General features: G+C 67.6%; 26 protein-coding genes. 8 read left to right on the top strand and 18 right to left on the bottom strand.

The genetic code is table 11. The features are described 5' to 3' along the window. Positions 1 to 80 precede the first annotated feature (80 nt). Complete coding sequence (locus tag M8A51_RS03920) at positions 81 to 1,928, top strand: SulP family inorganic anion transporter (RefSeq protein ID WP_251776818.1); 1,848 nt, start codon at positions 81 to 83, stop codon at positions 1,926 to 1,928. A 61-nt stretch (positions 1,929 to 1,989) separates the two neighbouring features. Beyond that, positions 1,990 to 2,448, top strand: coding sequence for a LapA family protein (locus M8A51_RS03915; protein ID WP_251776817.1), 459 nt, complete (start codon positions 1,990 to 1,992; stop codon positions 2,446 to 2,448). Positions 2,449 to 2,458: 10 nt separating this feature from the next. Here the strand turns inward: M8A51_RS03915 and rocD are convergent, their stop codons facing one another. Then, a complete protein-coding gene (gene rocD / locus M8A51_RS03910; protein ID WP_251776816.1) occupies positions 2,459 to 3,694 on the bottom strand; it encodes an ornithine--oxo-acid transaminase in 1,236 nt (411 codons plus the stop codon). A gap of 137 nt (positions 3,695 to 3,831) precedes the next feature. Between rocD and M8A51_RS03905 the strand changes: the two genes are divergently transcribed. Then, positions 3,832 to 4,302, top strand: coding sequence for an Lrp/AsnC family transcriptional regulator (locus M8A51_RS03905; protein ID WP_251776815.1), 471 nt, complete (start codon positions 3,832 to 3,834; stop codon positions 4,300 to 4,302). A gap of 7 nt (positions 4,303 to 4,309) precedes the next feature. Here M8A51_RS03905 and M8A51_RS03900 read toward each other — a convergent pair whose 3' ends face one another. Next, a complete protein-coding gene (locus tag M8A51_RS03900) occupies positions 4,310 to 4,750 on the bottom strand; it encodes an Lrp/AsnC family transcriptional regulator (protein ID WP_251776814.1) in 441 nt (146 codons plus the stop codon). A 133-nt stretch (positions 4,751 to 4,883) separates the two neighbouring features. Between M8A51_RS03900 and M8A51_RS03895 the strand changes: the two genes are divergently transcribed. Together M8A51_RS03895 and amaB are read left to right on the top strand one after the other, a co-directional pair. Continuing rightward, positions 4,884 to 5,978, top strand: coding sequence for a saccharopine dehydrogenase family protein (locus M8A51_RS03895; protein ID WP_251776813.1), 1,095 nt, complete (start codon positions 4,884 to 4,886; stop codon positions 5,976 to 5,978). A gap of 140 nt (positions 5,979 to 6,118) precedes the next feature. Beyond that, the gene (gene amaB, locus M8A51_RS03890; protein WP_251776812.1) at positions 6,119 to 7,621 is read left to right on the top strand and encodes an L-piperidine-6-carboxylate dehydrogenase; all 1,503 of its coding nucleotides are present in this window, start codon (positions 6,119 to 6,121) and stop codon (positions 7,619 to 7,621) included. Between the two features lie 5 nt (positions 7,622 to 7,626). On the opposite strand, the gene M8A51_RS03885 is transcribed toward amaB, so the two are convergent. Beyond that, on the bottom strand, positions 7,627 to 8,283 hold the full coding sequence (locus M8A51_RS03885) for a glutathione S-transferase family protein (protein ID WP_251776811.1): 657 nt from the start codon (positions 8,281 to 8,283) through the stop codon (positions 7,627 to 7,629). Between the two features lie 24 nt (positions 8,284 to 8,307). Then, a complete protein-coding gene (locus M8A51_RS03880; RefSeq protein ID WP_251776810.1) occupies positions 8,308 to 8,712 on the bottom strand; it encodes a DoxX family protein in 405 nt (134 codons plus the stop codon). A 139-nt stretch (positions 8,713 to 8,851) separates the two neighbouring features. Between M8A51_RS03880 and M8A51_RS03875 the strand changes: the two genes are divergently transcribed. Both M8A51_RS03875 and M8A51_RS03870 read left to right on the top strand, forming a co-directional pair. Further along, positions 8,852 to 9,727 carry a LysR family transcriptional regulator gene (locus M8A51_RS03875; protein ID WP_251776809.1) on the top strand — a complete coding sequence of 292 codons (876 nt, stop codon included), beginning with the start codon at positions 8,852 to 8,854 and terminating at the stop codon, positions 9,725 to 9,727. Between the two features lie 120 nt (positions 9,728 to 9,847). Then, on the top strand, positions 9,848 to 10,045 hold the full coding sequence (locus M8A51_RS03870) for a cation transporter (RefSeq protein ID WP_251776808.1): 198 nt from the start codon (positions 9,848 to 9,850) through the stop codon (positions 10,043 to 10,045). 10 nt (positions 10,046 to 10,055) lie between these two features. Here the strand turns inward: M8A51_RS03870 and M8A51_RS03865 are convergent, their stop codons facing one another. The 11 genes from M8A51_RS03865 to M8A51_RS03815 all read right to left on the bottom strand — a co-directional run bounded on the left by M8A51_RS03865 (position 10,056) and on the right by M8A51_RS03815 (position 19,793). Continuing rightward, the gene (locus M8A51_RS03865; RefSeq protein WP_251776807.1) at positions 10,056 to 11,093 is read right to left on the bottom strand and encodes a YeiH family protein; all 1,038 of its coding nucleotides are present in this window, start codon (positions 11,091 to 11,093) and stop codon (positions 10,056 to 10,058) included. 7 nt (positions 11,094 to 11,100) lie between these two features. Next, a complete protein-coding gene (locus M8A51_RS03860; RefSeq protein ID WP_251776806.1) occupies positions 11,101 to 11,874 on the bottom strand; it encodes a ferredoxin--NADP reductase in 774 nt (257 codons plus the stop codon). Positions 11,875 to 11,925: 51 nt separating this feature from the next. Next, positions 11,926 to 12,225, bottom strand: a complete 300-nt coding sequence (locus M8A51_RS03855) for a DUF971 domain-containing protein (protein ID WP_251776805.1) — start codon at positions 12,223 to 12,225, stop codon at positions 11,926 to 11,928. Then, entirely contained in the window at positions 12,222 to 13,088 is an 867-nt protein-coding gene (locus M8A51_RS03850; protein ID WP_251776804.1) for an ABC transporter ATP-binding protein, read from the bottom strand. The genes M8A51_RS03855 and M8A51_RS03850 overlap by 4 nt, the downstream gene beginning before the upstream one ends. Next, the gene (locus M8A51_RS03845; RefSeq protein WP_251776803.1) at positions 13,085 to 14,056 is read right to left on the bottom strand and encodes an ABC transporter permease; all 972 of its coding nucleotides are present in this window, start codon (positions 14,054 to 14,056) and stop codon (positions 13,085 to 13,087) included. The genes M8A51_RS03850 and M8A51_RS03845 overlap by 4 nt, the downstream gene beginning before the upstream one ends. A gap of 1 nt (position 14,057) precedes the next feature. Continuing rightward, the gene (locus tag M8A51_RS03840; protein WP_251776802.1) at positions 14,058 to 15,545 is read right to left on the bottom strand and encodes an ABC transporter substrate-binding protein; all 1,488 of its coding nucleotides are present in this window, start codon (positions 15,543 to 15,545) and stop codon (positions 14,058 to 14,060) included. A gap of 125 nt (positions 15,546 to 15,670) precedes the next feature. Beyond that, on the bottom strand, positions 15,671 to 16,000 hold the full coding sequence (gene fdxA, locus M8A51_RS03835; protein WP_251776801.1) for a ferredoxin FdxA: 330 nt from the start codon (positions 15,998 to 16,000) through the stop codon (positions 15,671 to 15,673). Next, a complete protein-coding gene (locus tag M8A51_RS03830) occupies positions 15,997 to 16,965 on the bottom strand; it encodes a HEAT repeat domain-containing protein (RefSeq protein WP_251776800.1) in 969 nt (322 codons plus the stop codon). The genes fdxA and M8A51_RS03830 overlap by 4 nt, the downstream gene beginning before the upstream one ends. A 12-nt stretch (positions 16,966 to 16,977) precedes the next feature. Beyond that, entirely contained in the window at positions 16,978 to 17,211 is a 234-nt protein-coding gene (locus M8A51_RS03825) for a 4Fe-4S dicluster domain-containing protein (protein WP_251776799.1), read from the bottom strand. Between the two features lie 14 nt (positions 17,212 to 17,225). Next, the gene (locus M8A51_RS03820; RefSeq protein ID WP_251776798.1) at positions 17,226 to 18,956 is read right to left on the bottom strand and encodes a fumarate reductase/succinate dehydrogenase flavoprotein subunit; all 1,731 of its coding nucleotides are present in this window, start codon (positions 18,954 to 18,956) and stop codon (positions 17,226 to 17,228) included. Positions 18,957 to 19,031: 75 nt separating this feature from the next. Beyond that, complete coding sequence (locus M8A51_RS03815; RefSeq protein ID WP_251777037.1) at positions 19,032 to 19,793, bottom strand: GntR family transcriptional regulator; 762 nt, start codon at positions 19,791 to 19,793, stop codon at positions 19,032 to 19,034. A gap of 317 nt (positions 19,794 to 20,110) precedes the next feature. Between M8A51_RS03815 and M8A51_RS03810 the strand changes: the two genes are divergently transcribed. Beyond that, a complete protein-coding gene (locus M8A51_RS03810; RefSeq protein WP_251776797.1) occupies positions 20,111 to 21,088 on the top strand; it encodes a Gfo/Idh/MocA family protein in 978 nt (325 codons plus the stop codon). Here the strand turns inward: M8A51_RS03810 and M8A51_RS03805 are convergent. The 3 genes from M8A51_RS03805 to M8A51_RS03795 form a co-directional block, all read right to left on the bottom strand. Next, on the bottom strand, positions 21,081 to 22,406 hold the full coding sequence (locus tag M8A51_RS03805) for a TRAP transporter large permease (RefSeq protein ID WP_251776796.1): 1,326 nt from the start codon (positions 22,404 to 22,406) through the stop codon (positions 21,081 to 21,083). The genes M8A51_RS03810 and M8A51_RS03805 overlap by 8 nt on opposite strands. Then, positions 22,403 to 22,894 (bottom strand): TRAP transporter small permease, encoded by a 492-nt coding sequence (locus tag M8A51_RS03800; RefSeq protein ID WP_251776795.1) that lies wholly within the window; start codon positions 22,892 to 22,894, stop codon positions 22,403 to 22,405. The genes M8A51_RS03805 and M8A51_RS03800 overlap by 4 nt, the downstream gene beginning before the upstream one ends. 108 nt (positions 22,895 to 23,002) lie before the next feature. Further along, positions 23,003 to 24,034, bottom strand: a complete 1,032-nt coding sequence (locus tag M8A51_RS03795) for a TRAP transporter substrate-binding protein (RefSeq protein ID WP_251776794.1) — start codon at positions 24,032 to 24,034, stop codon at positions 23,003 to 23,005. Positions 24,035 to 24,099: the final 65 nt, after the last annotated feature.

Raw genomic sequence — 24,099 nt, 5'->3', positions numbered from 1 at the left:
GCGCTCTTGAATGGCGGCGTCCCGGCCGGTGCAAAGGTGCACAGCATACAAGCGAGGCGGCATGATGGGGTGGCCCTATCATGCGTGCACCCCTCACTTCGATGACTTCTTCCTCGCGTCCATTGCCCGTGGTCCCTCGCCTGTTCGGCGCCTGGGTGCGCTTCGTCTCGCCGGCCACGCTGCGCGCCGACCTGCTGGCCGGCCTGCTGGGCGCGGTGCTTGTGCTGCCGCAGGGCATCGCCTTCGCGACGCTGGCCGGCCTGCCGCCGCAGCACGGGCTCTACGCGGCCATCGTCCCCTGCATCGTCGCTGCGCTGTTCGGCTCGAGCTGGCATGTCGTCTCCGGCCCCACCAACGCCAACTCGCTGGCGCTGTTCGCGATGCTGTCGCCGCTTGCTCTGGCCGGCAGCGCGCCCTACATCGAACTCGCGCTCGTGATCACCGTGATGGTCGGCGTGATGCAGTTGCTGATCGGCGGCCTGCGGCTGGGATCCATCGCCAACTTCATCTCGCCGGCGGCATTGCTCGGCTTCACCAGCGGCGCGGCGATCCTGATCGCGGTGCATGCGTTGAAAGACTTCCTGGGCTTCGGCCCCGATGCCGGCATCAGTGCTGGCGCCGTGCTGCAATACGTCGTCGCGCACGCGGCCGAGGCCCATCCGGGCGCCGTGCTGGTCGGCATGGTGACGCTCGCCGCAGCGCTCGCCGTGCGGCACTTCAAGCGCCACTGGCCCTACATGCTGATCGGGCTGGCGGCAGGTACCCTTGTCGCCGTCAGCGTGAACGACCGCGGCGGCGAGTGGGCAGTGCGCACGCTCGGCGTGCTGCCGTCGGCTTGGCCGCCTTTCCATGTGCCGCGTATCGATTGGGAAACCGTGCCCGACCTGCTGGGGCTGGCCTTCGCCTTGACCATCGTTGCACTCGGGCAGTCGATCTCGATCGCGAAGGCAGTGGCCGCCCGTTCCGGCCAGCGCATCGACGCGAACCGCGAGTTCCTCGGCCAGGGGCTGTCGAACATTGTCGGCGGCTTTTTCTCGTCGTATGTGTCGTGCGGCTCGTTGAATCGCTCGATGCCCAACCTGGAAGCCGGCGCACGCACGCCGCTGGCGGCAGTTTTTTCCGCCGCGCTGCTGCTCGCGCTGGTCGCATCGACCGCCCAGGCCCTGGCGCTGATACCGTTCCCGGCGATCGCAGGACTGCTGGTGTTGGTCGCCTGGAAGCTGCTCGACGTGCCGCGCTGGCGGCGGCTGTCGCAGCTGAACCGCACCGAGTTCGGCATTGCAGCGGCCACGATGGTGGCCACCGTGGCGATCCGGCTCGAGATGGCGATCCTGCTCGGCACCATCCTGTCGCTCGTGAGCTACCTGTACCGCACGGCCAAGCCGGCGATGCGACCGATGGGCTTCGACAGCATGTCGCCCGAGCGGCACTTCGTCGTCGTCAGCGACACGCCGAACGCGCTGCCCGAGTGCCCGCAGCTGAAGCTGCTGCGCATGGAAGGCTCGGTCTACTTCGGCGCCGTCCAACACGTGGCCGATCGCCTGCACGAGCTGCGCGCCGCTCCCGACGCCGCGCGCCACCTGCTCGTGATGGCCAAGAGCATGAATTTCATCGACCTGGCGGGTGCCGAGCTGTGGCAGGCCGAGCTGATGGCGCGGCGCGCGATGGGCGGCGACCTCTACTTCCACCGCCCACGGCCGCAGGTGCTGGAAATGTGGGAGAAGACCGGCTTCATCGAGCTGCTCGGGCGCGACCACATCTTCCCCGACAAGCGCACCGCGATCGAGGCGATCTTCAAACGGCTCGACCCGCGGCTGTGCGCATCGTGCCGCGCGCGGGTGTTCTGGGAATGCAAGGACGCGCCCTACACGCCCACGCCGCCCGAAGAAAAGAAGGACCCGGCCGTCGACGCCCTGCAACCGCCGTAACGCCCGCGTTGCCCGGGCGCTGCCATCATCCGGGCATCGCTTACCACCCAAGGAGAACGACATGCCCTTGCGCACCCTGCTGGTGCTCGCCACCCTGGCGCTGGTCGCGCTGTTTGCCGCCGTCAACTGGGCGGCCTTCACCGCACCGACCGAGCTGTCGCTGGTCGTCGGGAACGTGCAGGCGCCGCTGGGCGTGATCCTGCTGGCGCTGCTCGCGCTGGAGGCGGTGGTGTTTTTCGTCTACGTGACGGCCATGCAGGCGCAGCGACTCGTCGACGCGCGACGCTTCGGTCAGAGCGTGCAGCAGCAGATGCAGTTGGCCGAGAAGGCCGAAGCCTCGCGCCTGACCGAATTGCGCGGCTTGCTGGAAACCGAGATGGCCGCGCTGCGCACACGGCTCGACGCGATGGAGGGGCAGCTGCGACGCAGCCTCGACGAATCGAACAACGTGCTGGCCGCGCACATCGGCGAAGTCGAGGACAAGCTGGACCGGCTGCTGCCGCCGGCGCTGCCCCGATAGGCGGCCGGGTTCAGGCCGCCAGGCGCGACGGCTGCTCGAGCGAGCGCAGCACGCGCTGCAGCGCGTCGACCGCTTCGTCGAGCTGCGCACGCGTGACCACCAACGGCGGCGCGAGGCGCACCACCGTGTCGTGCGTGTCCTTGCTCAGCACGCCTTCGTGCATCAGGCGCATGCAGACCTCGCGCGCAGATGCGAAGCCAGGGTCGATCTCCACGCCCACCAGCAAGCCCTTGCCGCGCACCTCGGTGACGGCCGGGTGCTTCAGCGCGAACAGGCGCTGGCGCAGGTGGCGGCCCAGTTCGTCGGCGCCTTCCGCAAGCCGTTCGCGCTCCAGCAGCTCGAGCGCCGCCAGACCGACGGCAGCCGCCAGCGGGTTGCCACCGAAGGTGCTGCCATGGTCGCCGGGCGTGAACACCGCCATCACGTCTTCGCGCGCCACGAAGGCGGACACCGGCAGCAGGCCACCGCCCAGCGCCTTGCCGAGCGTGATGCCGTCCGGTGTCACGCCTTCGTGCTGGCAGGCCAGCAGGCGGCCGGTGCGCCCCAGCCCCGTCTGCACCTCGTCGCAGATCAGCAGCACGTGGTGGCGCGTGCACAGCTCGCGCGCGGCACGCAGGTAGCCCTCGGGCGGCACGACGATGCCGGCCTCGCCCTGGATCGGCTCGAGGAAAAAGGCCACGGTGTCGGGCGTGATCGCGCGTTCGAGCGCTGCGATGTCGCCATAGGGCACGTGCACGAAGCCCGGCGCGAAGGGGCCGAAGCCGTCGCGGTACTGGGCCTCGCTGGAAAAACCGACGATGGTGGTCGTGCGCCCGGCGAAGTTGCCTGCCGGCACGATGATCTGCGCCTGGCCTTCCGGCACCCCCTTGACCTTGTAGCCCCACTTGCGTGCGGCCTTGATCGCCGTCTCGACCGCTTCGGCGCCGGTGTTCATCGGCAGCGCACGGTCCAGGCCGGTCATGCGGCACAGCTTTTCGAGGAAGGGGCCGAGCCGGTCGGTGTGGAAGGCGCGCGAGGCGATCGCCAGCCTCTGTGCCTGCTGCGTCAGCGCGGCCACGAGCTCGGGATGGCTGTGGCCGAAGCTGACGGCCGAGTAGGCGGACATCATGTCCAGGTAGCGCCGCCCTTGCTCGTCCCACAGGTGGACGCCCTCGCCGCGCGTCAGCACGACGGGCAGCGGCGCGTAGTTGTGGGCGCCGTAGCGGTCTTCGAGGGCTGGTGCCCGGGAGGGAGTCGTCTGGCTCATGGCTGTGCAGTCCCTGGTGTGCAGCGAAGCAGTGGCTGAAGCCACCACTCTAGGCGCCTCGCGGGGAAATTTGCACTCCATTTCTTTTGCATCTAGCATCGAACACGAAATTTTCTTGCGTGATAGGAGGGCCCGCGATGGCTGGCGCACACCTGGATGCCATCGACCGCCGGATCCTGAAAGTGCTGCAGGAAGACGGTCGCGCTTCGAATGTGGAACTGGCGCAGCGGGTGCACCTGTCGGCGCCGCAGTGCCTGCGCCGGGTGCGCGCCCTGGAAGAGCGCGGCGTGATCCGGGGCTACGCCGCCCACGTGGACCGGGAATCGCTCGGCTACGGCGTGATGGCGTATGTGAACCTCAACATCGACCGCGAGCAGTTCGGCCGCGTGCGCGAGCTCGAACAGATCCTGCGCTCCTTCCCCGAGATCATCGAGTGCCATTGCATCTCGGGCGACCACGACTACCTGCTGAAGGTGGTGGCGCGCGACCTGAAGTCGCTGTCGCAGTTCCTGACCGACCGGCTGATGCAGGTGACCGGCGTCGACGACGTGCGCTCGATGATCTGCATGGAAGAGATCAAGCCGAGCGCGCCGCTGCCGGTGGACTAGGGCCGCACTACGCGAGGCGGTCGATGCGCTTTGCGAGCACGATGGATGTGGTCGTCTTCACGACGCCCTCGACCTCGCCGATCTCGTCGAGCAACGCATCCAGCCGTTCCGGCGTCTCGGCACGCAGCCACGCGACATAGTCGTATTCGCCGCTCACCGCGCACAGCTGCTGCACCTCGGGCATGCTCGACAGCCGCCGAGTGACGTCGCGCCCGGACTTCGGCTGCACCGTGATGCCGACATACGCCTGCAGCGCTGCCCCCTGCGCATCCCGCGCCAGCCGCACCGTGTAGCCGACGATGACCCCCTGGGCCTCGAGCCGGGCCAGGCGCGCCAGCACCGTCGTGCGGGCCACGCCCAACTTGCGGGCGAGGTTGGCGGCGTTCTCACGCGCGTTGGCCTGCAGCAGCACGATCAGGCTGCGGTCCAGCGAATCGATTGCCTTCATCGGTTCTCCTGACGATGTGGCAACAATTGTCGCCGATTCGACGAAGCACCGATCCTTTTTGACGATATCGCGCTATCTTCCGGCAACATCACTGCCTAGACTGCTCCTCATATTCCACCCAGAGGAGACCCCCATGCGCGTCGTATTGCTCGGTGCCGGCCACATCGGCCGCACCATTGCCCGGCTGCTCGGCGAAAGCGGCGATTACCAGGTAACGCTGGTCGACAAGAACGAAGCGGCGCTCGACGGCCTGGCGACCGACGCGGTCTCGACCGTCGTCGCCGACACCGAACACCCGAGCCGTCTGGGTGCCGTAATGCGCGGGCACACGACGGTCGTCAACGCGCTGCCCTACCATCTTGCGATCGGCGTCGCGACACAGGCACGCGAGGTGGGTTGTCACTACTTCGACCTGACCGAAGACGTGGCTGCGACCCAGGCCATCAAGCGCCTGGCCGACAGCGCACCCAACGCCTTCATGCCGCAATGCGGGCTGGCTCCCGGCTTCATCGGTATCGTCGCGCACCATCTCGCGCGCGACTTCGACGTGCTGCATGACGTGAAAATGCGCGTGGGCGCCCTGCCCGCCTTTCCGACCAACAGCCTGAAGTACAACCTCACCTGGAGCGTCGACGGGTTGATCAACGAGTACTGCCACCCTTGCGAGGCCATCCACGACGGCGAGCGCATCGAGTTGCTGCCGCTCGAAGGCCTGGAGCACTTCTCCCTCGATGGCGTCGAGTACGAAGCCTTCAACACGTCCGGCGGCCTCGGCACCTTGTGCGAGACGCTGGAAGGCAGGGTCCGCTCGCTCGACTACAAGTCGGTGCGCTACCCCGGCCACGGCGCCTTGATGAAGTTCCTGCTCGAGGAATTGCAGCTCCGGTCCGACCCCGGCACGCTGAAGCACATGCTGCGCAAGAGCGTGCCCGCGACGATGCAGGACGTGGTGCTGGTGTTCGTCACCGTCAGCGGCCTGCGGCGCGGGCACCTGGTGCAAGAGGTGTTCGCGCGCAAGATCTTCGCGGACCGCCATGGCGAAACGCCGCTGAGCGCAATCCAGATCACCACGGCGGCCGGCATCTGCGCCGCCGTCGACTTGTTCCGCGAGGGTAAGCTGCCGACACGCGGATTCATCCGCCAGGAGCAGATCGACCTGCCGACCTTCCTGGCCAACCGGTTCGGCCAGGCGTACCAGCAGTCGCGCCAGATCGAATCCATATCGTGATGGACCACCCCCTGCGCGCTTCGCGCGCCCCCTTCAAGAAGGCACCACCCGCGGACCGGCGGGCCCGGCTGCGCGGCGGTCGCCGGCATGGAATGCTGTCGTGCCGCCGTGATGGCGCTTGAACCGTTTGGAGCACAGAGATGAACCTCGACGACCTGATGAAAGCCCTGGGTGTGCCGAAGAGCGCGTATGCCGACGGGCCGATCCCGACCCGCTCTCCGATCGACGGCCGCCTGCTGGGGCAGCTCCGGCAGGCGAGCGCGGCCGATACGGCGGCCGCCGTCGAACGTGCACAGGCTGCCTTCTTGCGCTGGCGCGACGTGCCGGCGCCGCGCCGCGGCAAGCTGGTGCGGCTGCTCGGCGAAGAGCTGCGCCGGCACAAGGCCGAGCTGGGCTGGCTGGTCTCGCTCGAAGTCGGCAAGATTGCCGCGGAAGGCGAAGGCGAGGTGCAGGAGATGATCGACATCTGCGACTTCGCGGTCGGGCTGTCGCGTCAGTTGCACGGGCTGACCATCGCCTCCGAGCGGCCGGGGCACCGGATGATGGAGACGTGGCACCCGCTGGGCGTCGTGGGCGTGATCACGGCGTTCAACTTCCCGGTCGCGGTGTGGGCCTGGAACGCCGCCCTGGCGCTCGTGTGCGGCAACGCCGTCGTGTGGAAACCGTCCGAGAAGGCGCCGTTGTGCGCGCTCGCCGTGCAGTCGCTGTTCGAACGTGCGTGTAGCGCCTATGGCGACGCTGAACTGGCGCAGCTGTCTCAGGTGGTGGTGGGCCTGGCCGACGCGGGCGCCGCCCTGGCCGACCACCCGAGGGTCGCGTTGGTCTCGGCCACCGGCAGCACGCGCATGGGCCGCGCGATCGGGCCGCGCGTGGCACAGCGTTTCGGCCGCTGCCTGCTGGAGCTGGGCGGCAACAACGCCGTCATCGTCGCGCCCTCGGCGGACCTGGACCTCGCGACACGGGCCATCGTTTTCGCAGCCGTCGGCACCGCCGGGCAGCGCTGCACCACCGCACGCCGGCTGATCGTGCACGAGAGCGTGTACGTGGAGCTGGTCGGCCGGCTGAAACGTGCCTACGCGAGCGTGCGCGTCGGCGACCCGCTGGAGACCGGCACGCTGATGGGTCCGCTGATCGACCAGGCCGCGTATGAAGGCATGCAGCGCGCACTCGACCAGGCCCGCTCGGAAGGCGGCAGCGTGCACGGCGGCGAACGGGTGCTGGCCGATCGGCACCCCGAGGCCTGGTACGTCAGCCCGGCGCTGGTGGAAATGCCGGCGCAGACCGAGGGGGTGCGCGGCGAAACCTTCGCACCCATCCTGTATGTGATGCACTACGCCGACTTCGACAAGGCACTGGCGCTGCACAACGACGTGCCGCAGGGCCTGTCATCGGCCATCTTCACGACCGACCTGCGCGAGGCGGAAGCCTTCCTGTCGGCGCGCGGCTCGGACTGCGGCATCGCCAATGTCAACATCGGCACGTCCGGCGCCGAGATCGGTGGCGCGTTCGGCGGCGAGAAGGAAACCGGCGGCGGCCGCGAGTCGGGCTCGGACGCGTGGAAGGCCTACATGCGGCGCGCGACGAACACCATCAACTATTCGCGCGAACTGCCGCTGGCGCAGGGGATCAAGTTCGATCTCTGAGCCGCTCAGGTCATCCTGGCTGCCAGTGCGCCGTCGCGCTGGCGCAGGAAGGCTCTGAGGCGTTCTGGGTAGTCCGGCGCGACGGCGTCGCGCACCGACGGCCTCGCGCTCAGCGCCTGCCGCCACGCCTGCACCTTCGGCAGACCCTCGAACACACCGAAGTCGGCGATCTCGTCGAACACGTCCCAGTACCGGAATACCGGCCCGAACACCGCGTCGACGAGCGAGAAACGCAGCCCGTCGAAATACGGGCCGTCGCCGAGCACCTGCTCGATGCGCTCGAACTTCGCGCGCATCGCATCGCGCTTCTGGCTCAGCACGGCATCGTCGGGTGCCGTCTCGAACCCCCACAGGTCTGCCAGTACGCTGGAGCCGAACTCGATCCAGCCGCGGTGACGCGCCCGCTGCAGCGGGTCGGCGGGGTGCAGCGCGGGCGCCTGCGTCTCTTCGAGGTATTCGAGGATCACGGCCGATTCGAAGATGACCTCGCCGTCGACGCGCAGCAGCGGCACCTTGCCCAGCGGCGAGATTTCGGTGAACCAGCCCGGCTTGTCGTCGAGATCGATCGTGGTGCGCTTGAACGGCACGCCTTTCTCGGCCAGCGCGATCGCCGCGCGCTGCACATAGGGGCACAAGTGGTGGCTGACGAGTTCGAGTGTCATGGCAGGTTTTCGCAGGTGGGTGGATCAGAGGCGCTCACGCTTCAGCGCCAGCACGCCGTCGCCGAGCAGGAAATGCGCGATCGATGCGACGATGAGAAAGACCGGGTACTCCCAGCCGCCGTTCGGGTTGGTGAACACCCAGCCATTGCCGGCGTGGATGTGCGTCGCGCCGAGCAGGATGGGCAGCAGCGCCAGCGAGACCCAGCGGCCGTGGACGCCGAGCACGATGGCTGTGCCACCGGCGATCTCGGCCAGCACGACGGGCCAGGCGAGTACCGACGGCAGCCCTTGTGAACTCATCCAGCCGGCAAAGCCGTCGATGCCGAACGTCATCAGCTTGAGCACGAGGCCATGGGTGATCCACATGACGCCGAGAGCGACGCGCAACAGCAGCGCGGCGTGGCCTGGCGAACGAAACAGAAGGGGCATGGAAGTGTTCATCGGCGGTCGTTGATGCGCCGGGACGTGCCGGCATGGAGTGAAATTTAAGTTCCGCGCTCTTGCATGACAATTCAATATTTATGCCGAATCATTCTGCGTTTTTGCATATCCACACGGAGGCGCATCGATGAACTGGGACGACCTGCAATACTTTCTGGCGGTCTGCCGGCAGGGGTCGGTGTCCGGCGCCGCGTCACTGCTGCACGTCAACCACTCGACGGTGCTGCGTCGGCTCGCCAGCCTGGAAAGCAGCCTGGGCGTGACGCTGTTCGACCGCCTGCCCGGTGGCTACGCGCTCACGTCGGCCGGCAATCAGCTGACGGAAGGCCTTGCTGGCGTGGCCGAGCAGATCGAATCGGCGCAGCGCCGGTTGATGGGGGCAGACCTTTCGATCCAGGGCACCGTGCGACTGACGACCACCGACACGCTGGCCCAGGGGGTGCTGATGCCGACCCTCGCGGCGTTCCAGCGCGAGCACCCGCAGGTGCAGTTGCAACTGGTGGTCCACAACAGCTTTTCGAGCCTGACGCAGCGCGAGGCCGACGTCGCCGTGCGCGGCACCAACCGGCCGCCGGACAATCTCGTCGGTCGGCGCGTCGGGACGATACGTACGGGCTTGTATGCCTCTCGCGCCTATCTGAAGACACTCGGCCGCCGCTTCGGCCCCGACGACTACCGCTGGGTGGCGCCCGACGAATCGCTGTCGCACCTGGAACAGGCGAAGTGGCTGCGCGCCAACGTGCCGGCAGAGCGCATCGCCTTCCGCGCCGACACGCTGGTCGGGATGGTCGAGGCGGTCGCGCAGGGGTTCGGTGTCGGCCTGCTGCTGTGCCCGCTGGCCGACGCAAGACCCGAACTGACGGCCCTGGCGCCGCCATCGCCGTCGCTCGACACGCAACTGTGGGTGCTGACCCATCCGGACCTGCGGCAGGTGGCCCGCGTACGGGCTTTCGCGCAGTTTTTGTTCGACGCCTTGAGCAGCGACCCGCGGTTGCAGCACTGACGCCGGTGCCCGTTCTCAACAAGCCCTGCCTGAGAAAGGGCACTTGACCTTGCCACGATGGCAAGACCGACAGTGATGCCGTTCCCTTCTTCTTTTCAACGGAAAAACGAAAGGCCCGCGATGAACCAGACATTTCAAGTGCAAGGCATGAGCTGCGGTCACTGCGTGCGCGCCGTGACACAGGCGGTGCAACGGCTCGACCCGCAGGCCAAGGTCGAGGTGCAGCTCGAGCGAGGCCAGGTCGAGGTCGCCAGCGAGCAGCCGCGCGCAGCGATCGCGAAGGCGATCGCCGAAGAGGGCTACCCGGTGGCGGCTTGAGCGATGCGGCTCAGGCGCCGTGCCGCATCAGCAGCACGGCTGCCCCGAGCACGAAGGCCGCCAGCCACGCCGTGCACAGCAGCACCAGCAGCAGCGGGCGCCAGCCGGCACGTGCGAGCTGCATGAAAGAGCTCTTCATGCCGAGTGCCGCCACGCCCAGCAGCAGGCAGGTGCGCGAGGTGCCGTCCATCGCACCGCGCCATGCGGGCGCGAGCCAGCCGGCCGAATTGCATGCGACGATCGCGAAGAACAGCAGCAGGAACCATGGCAGCAATGCCGGCCCCTTGCCGGCGCCGGCGGCTGCGTGCTGCCGGCGAGTGAACAGCGAGATGCCGAACACGACGGCCGCCAGCAACGCCACGCGGCACAGCTTGACGATGGTGGCGGCATCGCCCGCCTGCGGCCCCAGCGCATAGCCCGCCACCACCACTTGCGCAACGTCATGGATGGTGCCGCCGATGAACAGACCGGCCAGCAAGGGTGGCAGGCCCGCCGACCGGGCAATGGCCGGATAGAGCAGCATCGCCAGCGTCGACAGGCTGGTGACGCTGACGACCACCGCGATCGTGGTTCGCTCCAGCTCCCTGTCGCGCGGCAGCACGGCCGCGATCGCCAGCCCGGCCGAAGCGCCGCAGATCGCCGTGGCGCCCCCGGCCAGCACCCCCTGCGCCCAGCTGAGCCGCAGGCGGCGGCCGAGCAACAGGCCGCACAGCAGGGTGCTGAGCACGCCGACGACGATCACTGCTGCGGTCCAGCCGCCGAGTGCGGCCACCTGCTCGGCCGTGATGCGTGCGCCGAGCAGGCCGATGCCCAGCCGCAGCAGCGTGCGCCCGCAGAACTCGACGCCCGCAGCCGTGCGCGGCTCGGTGCTCAGGTAGTGAAAGGCCGAGCCGAACAGCAAGGCGTACAGCATCTGGGGACCCTGGTGCAGCGCAGCGACGAAACTGGCCGCAAGCGCGATCACGCCGCACAGCAGGGTACCCGGGGCCAGCGCCGGCGCCTGCCGGGCCTGCGCCCACAGCGCCCCGGCGCGGGTCATTCGCAGCATCTGCGGCTCACTTGTCGACGAAGGCCCGTTCGATCACATAGTGCCCCGGCGTGCTCATGTTGCCCTCTGACATTCCGAGCTTGTCGAGCAGTGCGCGCGTGTCCTTCAACATTTCCGGGCTGCCGCACAGCATGAAGCGGTCGTGCTCGCGGCTCAGCGGCGCCAGCCCGACGTCGTGGGCGAGCCGGCCTGTTTCCATCAGGGTCGGAATGCGGCCCTGGTGCCTGAACGGCTCGCGCGTCACGGTAGGGTAGTAGAGGAGTTGCCGGCCCAGCGCTGCGCCGAACCACTCGTTTTTCGGCAGCTCTTTCTGGATCAGTTCGGCGTAGGCCAGCTCGTTGACGTGGCGGCAGCCGTGCACGAGCACGATCTTCTCGAAGAGATCGTAGACGTCGGGGTCGCGGATCACGCTCATGAAGGGCGCCAGGCCGGTGCCGGTGGACAGCAGGTACAGCGTCCTGCCGGGCAGCAGGTTCTGCAGCAACAGCGTGCCGGAAGCCTTGCGGCCGACGAGCAGTGTGTCGCCGGGTTGCACGTGCTGGAGCCTGGACGTGAGGGGACCGTCGGAAACCTTGATGCTGAGGAATTCCAGCGTTTCCTCATAGTGCGGGCTCACCATGCTGTAGGCACGCAGCAGCGGCTTGCGGTCGATCGTCAGGCCGATCATCGTGAACTGGCCGCTCTGGAAGCGGAACCCCGGGTCACGGGTGGTCGTGAACGAGAAGAGGCGGTCGGTCCAGTGGTGGACGGTGAGGATCTTGGCGTCGAAAAGATTGCTCATGGTTCCTGACCTTGATTTTGCCGTTGCTGCGATCGGGCCGCGTCCCGCAGGTCACGCGATCGCCTCATGCACGAGGTCACGCAGATAGACCCACGGATAGACACCGCGCTCGTGTCCGTCGCTGAAGCAGATCTGCACCGCCCCTTCCCCCATCGGCCGCAGGTCGACGACCCGCACGGCCACCGGAGCATCGACACGCCCCCCGGAGCGACGCACGCGCTCGCACCCGGCACACCGGCAGGCCGAGCGCAATGCGGCACCACTCAGCACAGCCCGAGCCCCGTCGCTCCATGCCAGTTCGACGGCCCCGGACGCCTGGTGCCACACGGCGTGGGTCGGTGCGCAGCTCATACCAATTGCCCCACGCCCGCGGGTCCCACTTCGGTGCTCAGGCCGCCGAGCCCGCCGTCGCGCAACTCGCCGCCCATCGCCGCCAGGCTCTCCTCGCGAATCAGGCCCTTGAGGGTCCGCACCATCGAGAGGAACTGCGGTGTCCCGGTCATTTCCGCGGTGCGCGGCCGCGGCAGCGGCACCACGAGTTCCGACTTCACGCGCCCGGGCCGGGCCGTCATGACGTAGATCCGGTCCGACAGGAACACCGCCTCGTCGATGTCGTGGGTGATGAACAGCACCGAGATGCGCAGGCGCTGCCACATGTTGGTCAGGATCTCCTGCATCACCACGCGTGTCTGCGAATCGAGCGCGCCGAAGGGCTCGTCCATCAACAGCACCTGTGGGCCGGTGGCCAGCGCGCGCACGATGCCGACGCGCTGTTTCATGCCGCCGGACAACTGGTCGGGGTAGTGGTTCTCGAACGACAGCAAGCCCGCCAGCCCGAGCAGCGTGCGCGCCTGGGCCTCGCGCTCGCTCGCAGACACGCCCTTCATCTTCAGGCCGAACTCGACATTCCTGCGCACCGTCATCCACGGGAACAGCGAGTACTGCTGGAACACCACACCGCGGTCGGAGCCCGGGCCCTTGACCTCGTGGCCGTCGAGCAGCACCCGCCCGGCACTGGGTTTCAGGAACCCGGCCACGGCATTGAGCAGCGTCGACTTGCCACAGCCCGAGGGGCCGATCAGTGAGACGAATTCGCCCGGACGCACGTGGACGGACACGTCCTGCACGGCCTCCATCGCCGCGCCCTTGATGTCGAACCGGATGCCGAGGTGAAGCACCTCGACGTGCCCGGCGGTGGCGGTGCTCTGGTTCATGTGCGCGAGCCTTTCGATGAATACGCCTGCCAGGGCATGGTCGTGCGGGCCACCAGTCGGATCGCGCCGCTGCACAGCAAGCCCAGCACGCCGATCGTGATCATCCCGAGTGCGATCTCGGCATACGTGATCAGGGCGTACGCTTCCCACGTGAAATAGCCGATGCCGAACTGCCCGGAGATCATTTCGGCAGCGATCAGCGACACCCAGGCCACCCCCATGCCGACGGCCAGGCCGGTGAAGATGTGCGGCAGCGCGCCGGGCAGCACCACGTGCCACAGCAGCGCCGGCTCACGTGCGCCCAGCGTGCGGCCGGCCCGCAGCAGCACCGGGTCGATGGCTTCGACGCCATGCACGGTATTGAGCAGGATCGGGAAGAAGGCGCCGAGGAAGGTGATGAACACGATGCTGACCTCGTTGTCGGGCCACAGCATGATGGACATCGGCACCCAGGCGATCGCAGGAATCGGCCGCAGCACCTCCATCGCCGGGAAGGTCAGGTGGCGCACCCAGCGATAGCGGCCGATCGCGATGCCCAGCGCCATGCCCAGCGCGGCCGCGACTGCAAAGCCGAGCAGGATGCGCCGCACGCTCAACGCGATATTGGTCGCGAACTTGTCGGTGCTGAACACCTCCACCACCTTGGCCAGCACGTCGGCCGGCGTCGGGATGTTGTTGAAGCGGATGTAGAAGTCCCAGCGGTAGGTGGTGGCGAGATGCCAGAACAGCAGCATCGCGCCGATCGACGCTGCGCTGAGCAGATGGGCGGCCAGGTGGTCCTTCACCCACGCGCGCAGCCTGTGCACCGGAGCCGCGGCTGCCGGTGCGGCGAGCGGGAGCGGCGGGGGCGGCACGGCCTGTACCGTGACCTGCGTGGGCAAGGTCGTGACGGTCGCTTCGGCGTGCGTGGAATCGCCCGGGCCGTCGCTGCCGGCATAGCCGGGCTTCAGGAGCTTGGCGGCCTGCATGTCACTTCCCCGACGGCGCCGCGGCCACCGCAATGCCCGACACCAGGCCGAGCGCCTCGGCATACGTCGCGAGTTGTCCCTTGGTCCGGGCGGCATGCGCCTCGGCGTCCTTCTTCAGCAGGAAGGGCACCATCACGGGACTCTTGGGATTGCTCGCGTCCACCGCATAGAAGGCCTTGTCGGCGAACAGCTTGATGCCCAGCTCCTTGTCGAAGACGTAGGCGACGTTGATCTTCCTGCCTTCGGCTTCGTACTTGCGCACGCCGGCCAGCAGGCAGGCAGGCGAGCTGACCGGCACGATCTCGCCGCTGGCCAGCCAGATCTCGCCGGCCTCCTTCGGGCGCGTCACGGCGGTCTTGCAGACCGGGTCGGTGCCGGCGATGTCGTAGTTGGCGAGCGTCTGCTTCTGCGCTTCGTAGTCCAGCCCGCGCGCCTTGTAGGCTTGGCGCACGTAGCTCTCGTTGACCCAGGCACCGAGGTCGAACTCCTTCACACGGCCCAGCTTGTGCAGCACGCCGTAGGCCGTCTTGACGGTGTCGAGCCAGCGCGGCTTGATGGTCGGATCCAGCGTGTGGATGCCGCCGGGGCCGAGGTAGAGGTAGGCCACTTCCTTCTCGATCTTGGTCCACTCCTCGATCTTCGCGGCCGCGAGCTGCGGGTTCTTGCGCAGCCAGTCGTTCGCGTCCATCAGCGCCTGGATGTAGGCCACGACCACTTCGGGGTACTTCTCGGCGAAGTCCTTGCGAACCACCACGCCGTGGAAAGTGGGCACCTTGGTCTGCGCACCGTCGAAGATCTTGCGGGCGAAGCCGCGGTGCGGCAGCAGGTCGGCGAAAGGCACGAAGTCGGCGTGCGCGTCGATCTTCTTCTCCTGCAGGTTGGTGGTGCCGACCTCCGGGCTCTGGCTCACGAGGTTCCAGTAGGTGTCGGGCCAGCCGCGCTCCTGCATCGCCTGCAGCACCATGCCGTGCGCCGCGGAGCCGAACGGCACCGAGACCAGCTTGCCCTTCAGGTCGGCCAGCTCGTAGTAGGGGCTGTCCTTGTGCACCACCAGGCCGTTGCCGGCGCCGAATGCGTTGTACGCGATGACCGCGACCAGCTGCGTCTCGTTGCCCTTGTTCTGCTGGCCGATGGCACCGTTCACCAGCAGCGGGTAGTCGCCCATCATGCCGATCTGCAGCTTGTCGGCCACCATGCCGTTGGTCACCGGCGGCCCCGAGGTGAAGTTCTGCCAGTCGAGCTTGAACTCGAGGTCCTTGTACTTGCCGGTCCTCGGCAGGTACTTCTCCAGCAGCTTCAGTTCCTTGATCACGACACCACCGGTGACGGTGTTGGTGGTCGTGTTCTGGGTGCCGATCCCGAGCGTGACCACGTCCTTCGCCATCGCGGCGGCGGACAGCAGGCCCAGGCACAGTGCGGCGGCGGCTGTGCGCCAGCGGGCGTCGGGTCGCGCGGAAAGAGAGATCAACGTGGGTTGGGTCGAGTCCATGTCAGCTCCTGAGTGGGGCACGTCCATCCGGCGGGGGCGCTGCGCAAGATCGATGCCACCTCTCGGTGGCCCCTTCGCGCTGCCGGCCGGCTCCTTCTCCTCGGGCACTTCGCTTCTTGCCTGCCTTACGCGGTGGCGCTCAGCAAGGCTCTCTTGTCCTGTCGGTCGGCCCAGTCGTCGGCATCGGGCAACGGCTCGCGCGACTGGGTGATCACCGGCCATTGCACGGCCAACGTTGCATTGAGTTCCAGGTACTCCGCCTGGTGCGGCGGCAGGTCCTTTTCGTCGACGATCGCCTCCACCGGGCACTCGGGGATGCAGACCCCGCAGTCGATGCAGGCGGCCGGGTCGATCACGAGGAAGTTCGGACCTTCGTGGAAGCACTCGACCGGGCACACGGCCACGCAATCGGTGTATTTGCAGCGGATGCAGGCTTCGGTGACGACATGGGTCATGAGGCCTCCCCGGCCGCGAGCGCGGCACCGTTCAACTGGATGCTGGCCAGGGCCAGCTTGGCGAGCTTGCGGACGTCCGGGTCGGCGTCGGCCAGTGCACGCTCCAGCGGCGTGATCGCACGCGGGTCGCCGATCTCGCCGAGCGCAATCACCGCTTCCTTGCGCAGGTTGCTGATCGGGTGCTGCAGCGCTTCGCTCAATGCCGGCACGCCGGCACGCGCCTTGAGCTTGCCCAGTGCGCGAGCGGCCTTCACGCGCACCTGCCAATAGTCGTCGGCCATCGCATCGACGAGATCGGCCTGCCCCAGCATGGTGCCGAGCTTGCCGAAGGTGGTGGCTGCCTCTTCACGCACCTGCCACGCGGCGTCGTGCAGCGCCCGGCTGAGCGCAGGATGCACACTGACCTCCACGGTCTCGGACGCGAAGCCCAGCGCACCGACCGCAACTCGGCGGACCTCGGCGTCAGGGTCGTGCGCGGCCGCCTGCGTCAACGCGCCGATCGCCTCGAGCTTCTTCAGGTAGCCGAGCACGCCGACGGCCTCGCGACGCACGGCCGGGTCGGCACTTTCGAGCGCGGCCAGCGCCGGCTCGAACGCGACCTCGACGCGCAAGGCTTTCACCGCCCGCAGCGCGGCCGCCTGCACCGGCGGCTCGGCGTCGGTCAGATACGGCACCAGGTAGCGCGCCGAGCCGGCTTCTTTCAGTTCGGCAAGCGTCTGCGCGACGGCGTCGCGCACTTCCGGCTGTGCATCCTTCAGCAACGGGACCAGGGCGGCCAGCACTTCTGGTTCCTCATAACCTTCGAGCGCCCTGGCGGCTTCGGCGCGCACGGCGGCATCGGTGTCGGCCAGCGCCGCCACCAGCCACGGTGCCACGTCGTCCTCGTCATCGCAGTACGGCAGGTCGATCACGGCCAGGCGGCGCACCTCGGCGTCAGTGCTGCGCAGTCGTTCATGAATGCTCATGTCCGCCCCCCTTCAGCGCACCAGGTACGGCAGGTTGACGTGCACGGCGCCGGTCGGGCAGTCCTGCTCGCACGGCATGCAGTACCAGCATTCGTCGAACTTCATGTAGGCCTTGTCCTTGGTCGGGTCGATCGCCAGCACGTCGAGCGGGCAGACGTCGACGCACACGGTGCAGCCCTTGTCGGCGATGCACTTGTCCTCGTCGACGACGACGGGGGCCTGGGTACGGGTCAGGGCAATGGTCATGGCTGGGCTCCTTTTCAGGCGGCTTGAGGGGCGCTGGCGACACGCAGGCGCTGGTAGGCCGTCTTCTCCTGCTCGTTCAGCTGGATGAAGTAGGGCTCGATCTCGCGCTTGCGGAATTGCGCCTGGCCGTTCGCGGCGCACTTCACGTTGGTGTGACAGAACCACTGCTCGTCGTCCTTCTCGGGGTGGTCGACGCACAGGTGGTAGAGGCCCCAGCGGCTTTCGGTGCGGTACAACGACGCCCGCGCGGCCAGCTCGGCGCAGTCGCGGATGGTGTAGGCCTCCATCGCGCGCATCAGTTCGTGCGGGTTGGCGGCGCTCATGTGGGCCAGGGCTTCGCGGATCTCGTCGAAGCGCTGCAGGCCGATCTCCATCTTGCGGGTGACCTTGGGCGGCTGCAGGTAGTCGTTGACGAAGCGCCGGGTCTTGTACTCGACCTGGAACGGCGTCGGCCCTTCGCTGCGCGCCAGCGGCGCCCACACGCGCTCGCGCTCGGCCTGCACGCGATCGCTCTCGAAGGCCGGCTGCTCGATGCCGCTGACATAGTCCGCTGCGTTGTCGCCGCAGAACTTGCCGTAGACGAAGGCGCCGAGCATGTAGTTGTGCGGAATGCTGGCACAGTCGCCGGCGGCATACAGCCCGGGGATCGAGCATTCGCCGCGCTCGTTGGTCCAGATGCCCGACGCGCTGTGGCCGCTGCAGAAGCCGATCTCGGAGATGTGCATCTCGATCATCCGCTGGCGGTAGTCGGTGCCGCGCTGCTCGTGGAAGCGCCCGCGGCTGGGCCGCTCGTTGGTGTGCAGGATGTGCTCGATCTCGCTGATCGTTTCCTCGGCCAGGTGATCGAGCTTCAGGAATACCGGGCCCTTGCCGCCTTCGAGCTCGTTGAAGAACTCGAGCATCATCTGGCCGCTCCAGTAGTCGCACTCGATGAAGCGCTCGCCCGTCGCGTTGGCGGTATAGCCGCCGAACGGGCCGGTGACGTAGGCGCAGGCCGGCCCGTTGTAGTCCTTGATCAGCGGGTTGATCTGGAAGCATTCCAGGTTGGTCAGCTCGGCACCCGCGTGATAGGCCATCGCGTGGCCGTCGCCGCAGTTGGTCGGGTTCTCGTAGGTGCCCCACAGGTAGCCGGAGGCCGGCAGCCCCAGTCGCCCGGCGGCGCCGGTGCAGATCACCACGGCCTTGGCCTTGATGACGTAGAAGTCGGCGGTACGGCAGTCGAAGCCCATCACGCCGGCGATCTCGCCCTTCGGGCCGGTGAGCAGGCGGGTGACGACCACGCGGTTGGTGATCTCGACGCGTGCACGCTTCAGTTGCCGGTACAGCACGCGCTTCATGTGGTGGCCTTCCGGCATCGGCAACACGTAGCTGCCGAGATGGTGCACCTTGCGCACCGCATAGTCGCCGGTTTCGTCCTTTTCGAACTTCACGCCCCAGCGGTCGAGTTCCTGGATCATCGCGTAGCTGTTGGCGGCATAGGCGTACACGCCCTTCTGGTCGACGATGCCGTCGTTGGCGACGGTGATCTCCTTGGTGTACTGCTCGGGCGTCGCATGGCCGGGAATCACCGCGTTGTTGAGACCGTCCATGCCCATCGAGATGGCGCCGCTGCGCTTGACGTTGGCCTTGTCGAGCAGCAGCACGCGCAGCTTGGGGTTCTTCTCCTTGGCCTTCACCGCGGCCATCGGGCCCCCGGTGCCGCCGCCGACGACGACGATGTCGTATTCGAGTTCGATCGTGTCCATGTCTTGTCCTCTCAATGGAGTCTGTCTGCGGCTTGCCGCCGATGGGAACGAATCAATCCGCATGAGCTCATGCGTTCATCGCTGTACGGGCACCGGCACACGATCGACACGCACCTTGTACTGAAAGGCATCGCCGCGGTAGTACAGATGCTCGTAGTCGACCGGCGTGCCGTCGGCCATGTGTGTCGTGCGTTCGATGAACAGCACCGGCGAGCCCTCCTCCACGAGCAGCTGGGCGGCCAGCGCCTCGTCAGCCAGCGTCGAGCCGATCTGCAGTTCGGCATGACCGAGCGACAGGCCATAGTCGTTCTCCAGGATCACGAACACGTCGCGCGCGGCGAGGTCTTCCTTGGCCAGCCGGCTGCCGATGGACACCGGCACATAGGTGACGTCGAGCGAGATCGGCTCGCGGTTCAGGAAGCGCACGCGCTGCAGTTCAGTGACCTTCGCGCGTTTGGGCAGGTGCAACCGCTCCTGCACCTGCGCCGTGGGCGCCACGTTCCTGACCGACAGCACGCGCGAGAAGGTCTCGTAGCCCATCTGGCGCATCGCCTCGCCGAAGCCCTGCAGCCGCCCGAGGTCCTGGAAGGCCTTGGGCTTGGAGACGTACGTGCCCTTGCCGTGGATGCGAAAGATCAGTCCCTCGTTCTGCAGGTCATTCAGCGCCTGGCGCACGGTGATGCGGCTGACATCGAAGGCGGCCATCATCTCGGCTTCCGACGGCATCTGCTGGTGTGGCTGGTAGGTGCCGTCGAGGATGCGCGAGCGCACGATCGCCTTGATCTGCTCGTACAGCGGGACCGGCGACTGCGGGTGCAGCGCGTCGCGCGTCGGCATCGCGGCTTCATGCAGCGACACCACCCTTGCGGCGGAGGGCGCGGGCTTGTTCATGCTCGCCTCACTTGTTATGACGAGTCATGTCTACGCAAAGCCTGTGCCAGCCGTTTTCAGCGTTTTTGGCCACCGGATGGCCCGGACATGTGCCTGGGGCGGCTCAAGCCGGTGCATGCGGCCCGTGCCGATCCAAACCCGTGCGCGGGAACGCACCATCGCGCCGCAGCCCGGCCTTCGCCCCGGGGCGGCGCCGCTGCGGAAAGCGAGGTGGTTGCCGTTCGATACCGCGACGTAACTCCCGGCGGCCACAATCGACCGTCATGAGCGACACCTCCCCCTCTCCTGTGCGCTGGGGCCTGCTCGGCGCCGGGCGCATCACCGAAGGCGCGCTGATACCAGCGCTGCGTGCCCGCGGCGCTGCGATCGTCGCGCTCGGGTGCCGCGACGTCGAGCGCGGGCGCCGGCTGGCCGAACGCCATGGCATCGACCATGCCCTGCCTTACGCGGAACTGCTGCGGCGCGACGACATCGACGCCGTCTATATCGGTCTGCACAACAGCGCCCACTTGCCGTGGACGCTGGCAGCGATCGAAGCCGGCAAGCACGTGCTGTGCGAGAAGCCGCTGGCGTTGAACGCCGGTGAAGTGCGCCGCATGCAGCAGGCCCAGTCACGTACGGGCAGGCTGGTGCACGAGGCCTTCATGTACCGCTACCATCCTCAGATCGACCGCGTGCGGGAGATCGTGCGCAGCGGCGAGCTGGGCGAATTGCAGCTGATGCGCGGTAGCTTCGGCTTCCGGCTCGACAAGCCGGACGACAGCCGCTGGGACCCCGCCCTCGGCGGCGGCGCGCTGTATGACGTCGGCGTCTATCCCTTGAGCCTGATGCGGCTGCTGGCCGGCACCCGGCCGCAGGTCCGCGGAGCCTGGGGCCGGCTCGGCCCGGGGGGCGCCGATGTTCTGGCACACGCGGTGCTCGGTTTCGGCGACGTGGTCGCTCACCTGGACTGCGGCTTCACGCTGCCGGGGCTGGACGTTCACTTCGAAGCGATCGGCTCGCGCGGCCGGCTGCGCCTGCCCAACCCGTTCGTTGCGAAGAACGTCGAAGCGGAGCTGCACGTCTGCGTCGGCGACGAGCAGCGCACCGAGCGCTTCGCGCCGGTGGACCACTACATGCTGATGGCCGCCCACTTCGAGCGCGCCGTCCGCGGCGAGGAACCGCTGCGCTGGACGCTGGACGACGCGCTCGAGCAGGCTGAAGCGCTGGACGAAATGCTGGCGCGGCTGCGCGTCAGTTGAACAGCCACCACACGGCGCCGAGGCTCAGGCCCGGCACGAACAGCAGCACCAGCACACGCAGCACGTCGCTGACCAGGAAGGGCAGCACGCCCTTGTAGGTCTCGGCCATCGGCACGTCCTTGCAGATGCTGTTGACGACGTAGACGTTCAGCCCCACCGGGGGCGCGACCAGGCCGATCTGCACCACCATCAGCACCAGGATGCCGAACCAGATCGCCTTGTCCTGCTGGCCCAGGTCCCACAGCTCCAGCCCCATGATGGCCGGAAACAGCACCGGGATGGTCAGCAGCACCATCGACAGCTCGTCCATCACGCAGCCGAGGATTACGTAGAACACCAGCACGCAGCCGACGATGACCAGCGGCGCGATGTCCAGCCCCGACACCCATTGCGCCAGGTTGGCCGGCATCTGCGTCAATGCGAGCGACGCGTTCATCATGTCGGCGCCGAGGAAGATCATGAAGACCATCGCCGACGTCTCGGCCATGCCGAGGAAGGAGCGCTTGACGCCGTGCAGCGTCAGTTCGCGCGTTGCGATGCCGGCGATGAAGGTGCCGATGGCACCGACTGCCGCACCCTCGGTGGGCGTGAAGTACCCGAAGTAGATGCCGCCGAACACGACGACGAAGATGGTCGCGATCGGCCACACGCCGAGCAGCGCCTTCCAGCGCTCGCTCCACGGCATCGGCTCGGACGGCTGCGCCAGGTCGGGCCGCACGCGGCAATAGATCGCGATCACGACAACGTAGCCCAGCGCGGCGAGCAGCCCCGGCACGAACGCCGCGGCGAACAGCTTCGCGATGTTCTGCTCGGTGAGGATGGCGTAGACGACGAGTGGCACCGACGGTGGGATCAGGATGCCGAGCGAGCCGCTGGTGGCCAGCACCCCGGTCGACAGCCGCCCGGCATAGCCGTGCGACTTCATCTCGGGGTACGCGACCTGCGCGATCGTGGCCGAGGTCGCCACGGACGAGCCGCACACCGCGCCGAAGGCGGCGGCTGCGAGCACCGCCGCCATGCCGAGGCCGCCCCGGATGTGGCCGATGAAAGCCGCTGCGGCCTTGAACAAGGCGCGCGACAGGCCGCCCTGCGTGGCGAACTGGCCCATCAGCAGGAACAACGGGATCACCGACAGGTCATAGACGGTGAGCCGCGCCACGGCCGAGCCCTTGAGCGTATTGAGCAGCGCGAGGTCGCTGGTCATGGCCCAGTAGCCCACCGCGCCGGGAATGAACATCGCCGCGGCGATCGGCACGCGCAGCGCCATCATCGCCAGCATCGCAGCGAACATCGTGATGCCGATGGTCGTGCCGCTCATGCTGCGACCTCCGGCCAGGCACGATTGCGCAAGTGGTGCCACGCCTGGAACAGCGCAATGGCCAGCGTCAGCGCGAAGCCCGGCGCCAGCACCGCGTAGACGATCCACATCGGCAGGCCGAGGATCATCGACGTCTCGTTCGACTGCATCACCGATTCGGCGCCCACGGCCGTGCGCCACGCGAGCAGCGCCATCATCGCCGACAGCAGCACGGCGCCGACGCCGTCGAGCAGGCGCTGCGTGCGGCGCGCGGCGCGCACGGTGAAGAAGTCGACGATGATGTTGCCGCCATGGAGCTGGCACCACGGCAGGCACAGCGAGATACACAGTGCGATGCCGAACTGCGTCAGCTCGATGTCGCCCTGGATCGGCGACGACCAGAACGAGCGGCCGGCGATGCTGGCCACCGTGAGAAAGGCGACCGCGCTTGCGCACAGGCCCGCCACCAGCGCGAACAGTTGCGCCGTGATGCGTAGGAAGGTCAGCATGAAAACTCCGGGGGCGACGGCAGCACCTGCTGGCGTCGCCCCGTCACTGTGCCGCGTACTGCATCCCGGGGATACCGGAACATGAAAGCGCGGCTGCCCGCGCCTGGATCACTTCTTGTACTTGCCGAGCAGGTCGCGCGCGTCCTGCAGCATCTGCTTGCCCGGCAGGCCGGCCTTGTCCATGTTGGCGATCCACTCGTCGTACAGCGGCGCAGAGGCCTTGATCCAGTTGTCCACTTCGGCCGCCGGGATCTTGTAGAAGGTGTTGCCGCGGTCGACGGCCGGCTTGCGCCCCACGGCCTGGCTCTCGTCCCAGATCTTGCCGGCGGTGGCCGACAGGCCGGCGCCGCTGTTGCGGTCGATGACGGCCTTCAGGTCGGCGGGCAGGCTGTCGTACTTGGCCTGGTTCATCGCCAGGATGAACACCGCCGAGTACAGCGCCGGCCGGCTCTCGTCGGTCTCGGAATGGAACTTCACCATCTCGTGCAGCTTGACCGAGGGGATCACCTCCCAGGGCAGCAGGAAGCCGTCGATCACGCCCTTGTTGACCGCCTCGGCCACTGCAGGCAGCGGCATCGCGACCGGTGTCGCGCCCAGGCTGGCCAGCAGCTTGTTCGTCATGCGCGTCGGCGCACGGAACTTCAGCCCGCGCAGATCGGCCATCGTCTTGATCTGCTTGGTGCGCGTATGCAGGTAGCCTTCGTCGTGGATGCTGAACATCAGCGGCTTGATGCCCGGGAACTCCTTCTGGCCGTACTTGCTATAGAAGTCCCACGCGGCCTTGGCACCGGCTTCGGCCGAGTTGGTCATGAAGGGCAGCTCGAACACTTCCATGATCGGGAAGCGCCCTGCCGTATAGCCCGGCAGCGTGAAGGCGATGTCGACGACGCCGTCCTTGGCCTGGTCGATCAACTGCGGCGGCGTGCCGCCCAGCTGCATCGACGGGAAGATCTGGCACTTCATGCGGTTGTTCGACTCCGCGGCGATCTTGTCGCACCAGGGCTGCAGGATCTTGGTCGGCGGCATCGCGGGTGCCGGCCAGAAGTGGTGCACCTTCAGCGTCACTTCCTGGGCCTGTGCGCCCAGGCTGGTCGCCAGCGCGGCGAACGCGAATGCGCAGAGTTTGAGGGTCTTGTTCATGGCTATCAGTCTCCTAGTGGCATGTTCGGAAGCGACGGGCTTCTCTGTCTCTCAGCAGCGAAATC

It is taken from the genome of Caldimonas mangrovi (assembly GCF_023721835.1).
In the GTDB taxonomy this organism is placed as follows: Bacteria; Pseudomonadota; Gammaproteobacteria; order Burkholderiales; family Burkholderiaceae_C; genus Caldimonas; species Caldimonas mangrovi.
Note: the sequence above shows the minus strand (reverse complement) of the source record. Positions and strands in the feature narration are given on the sequence as shown.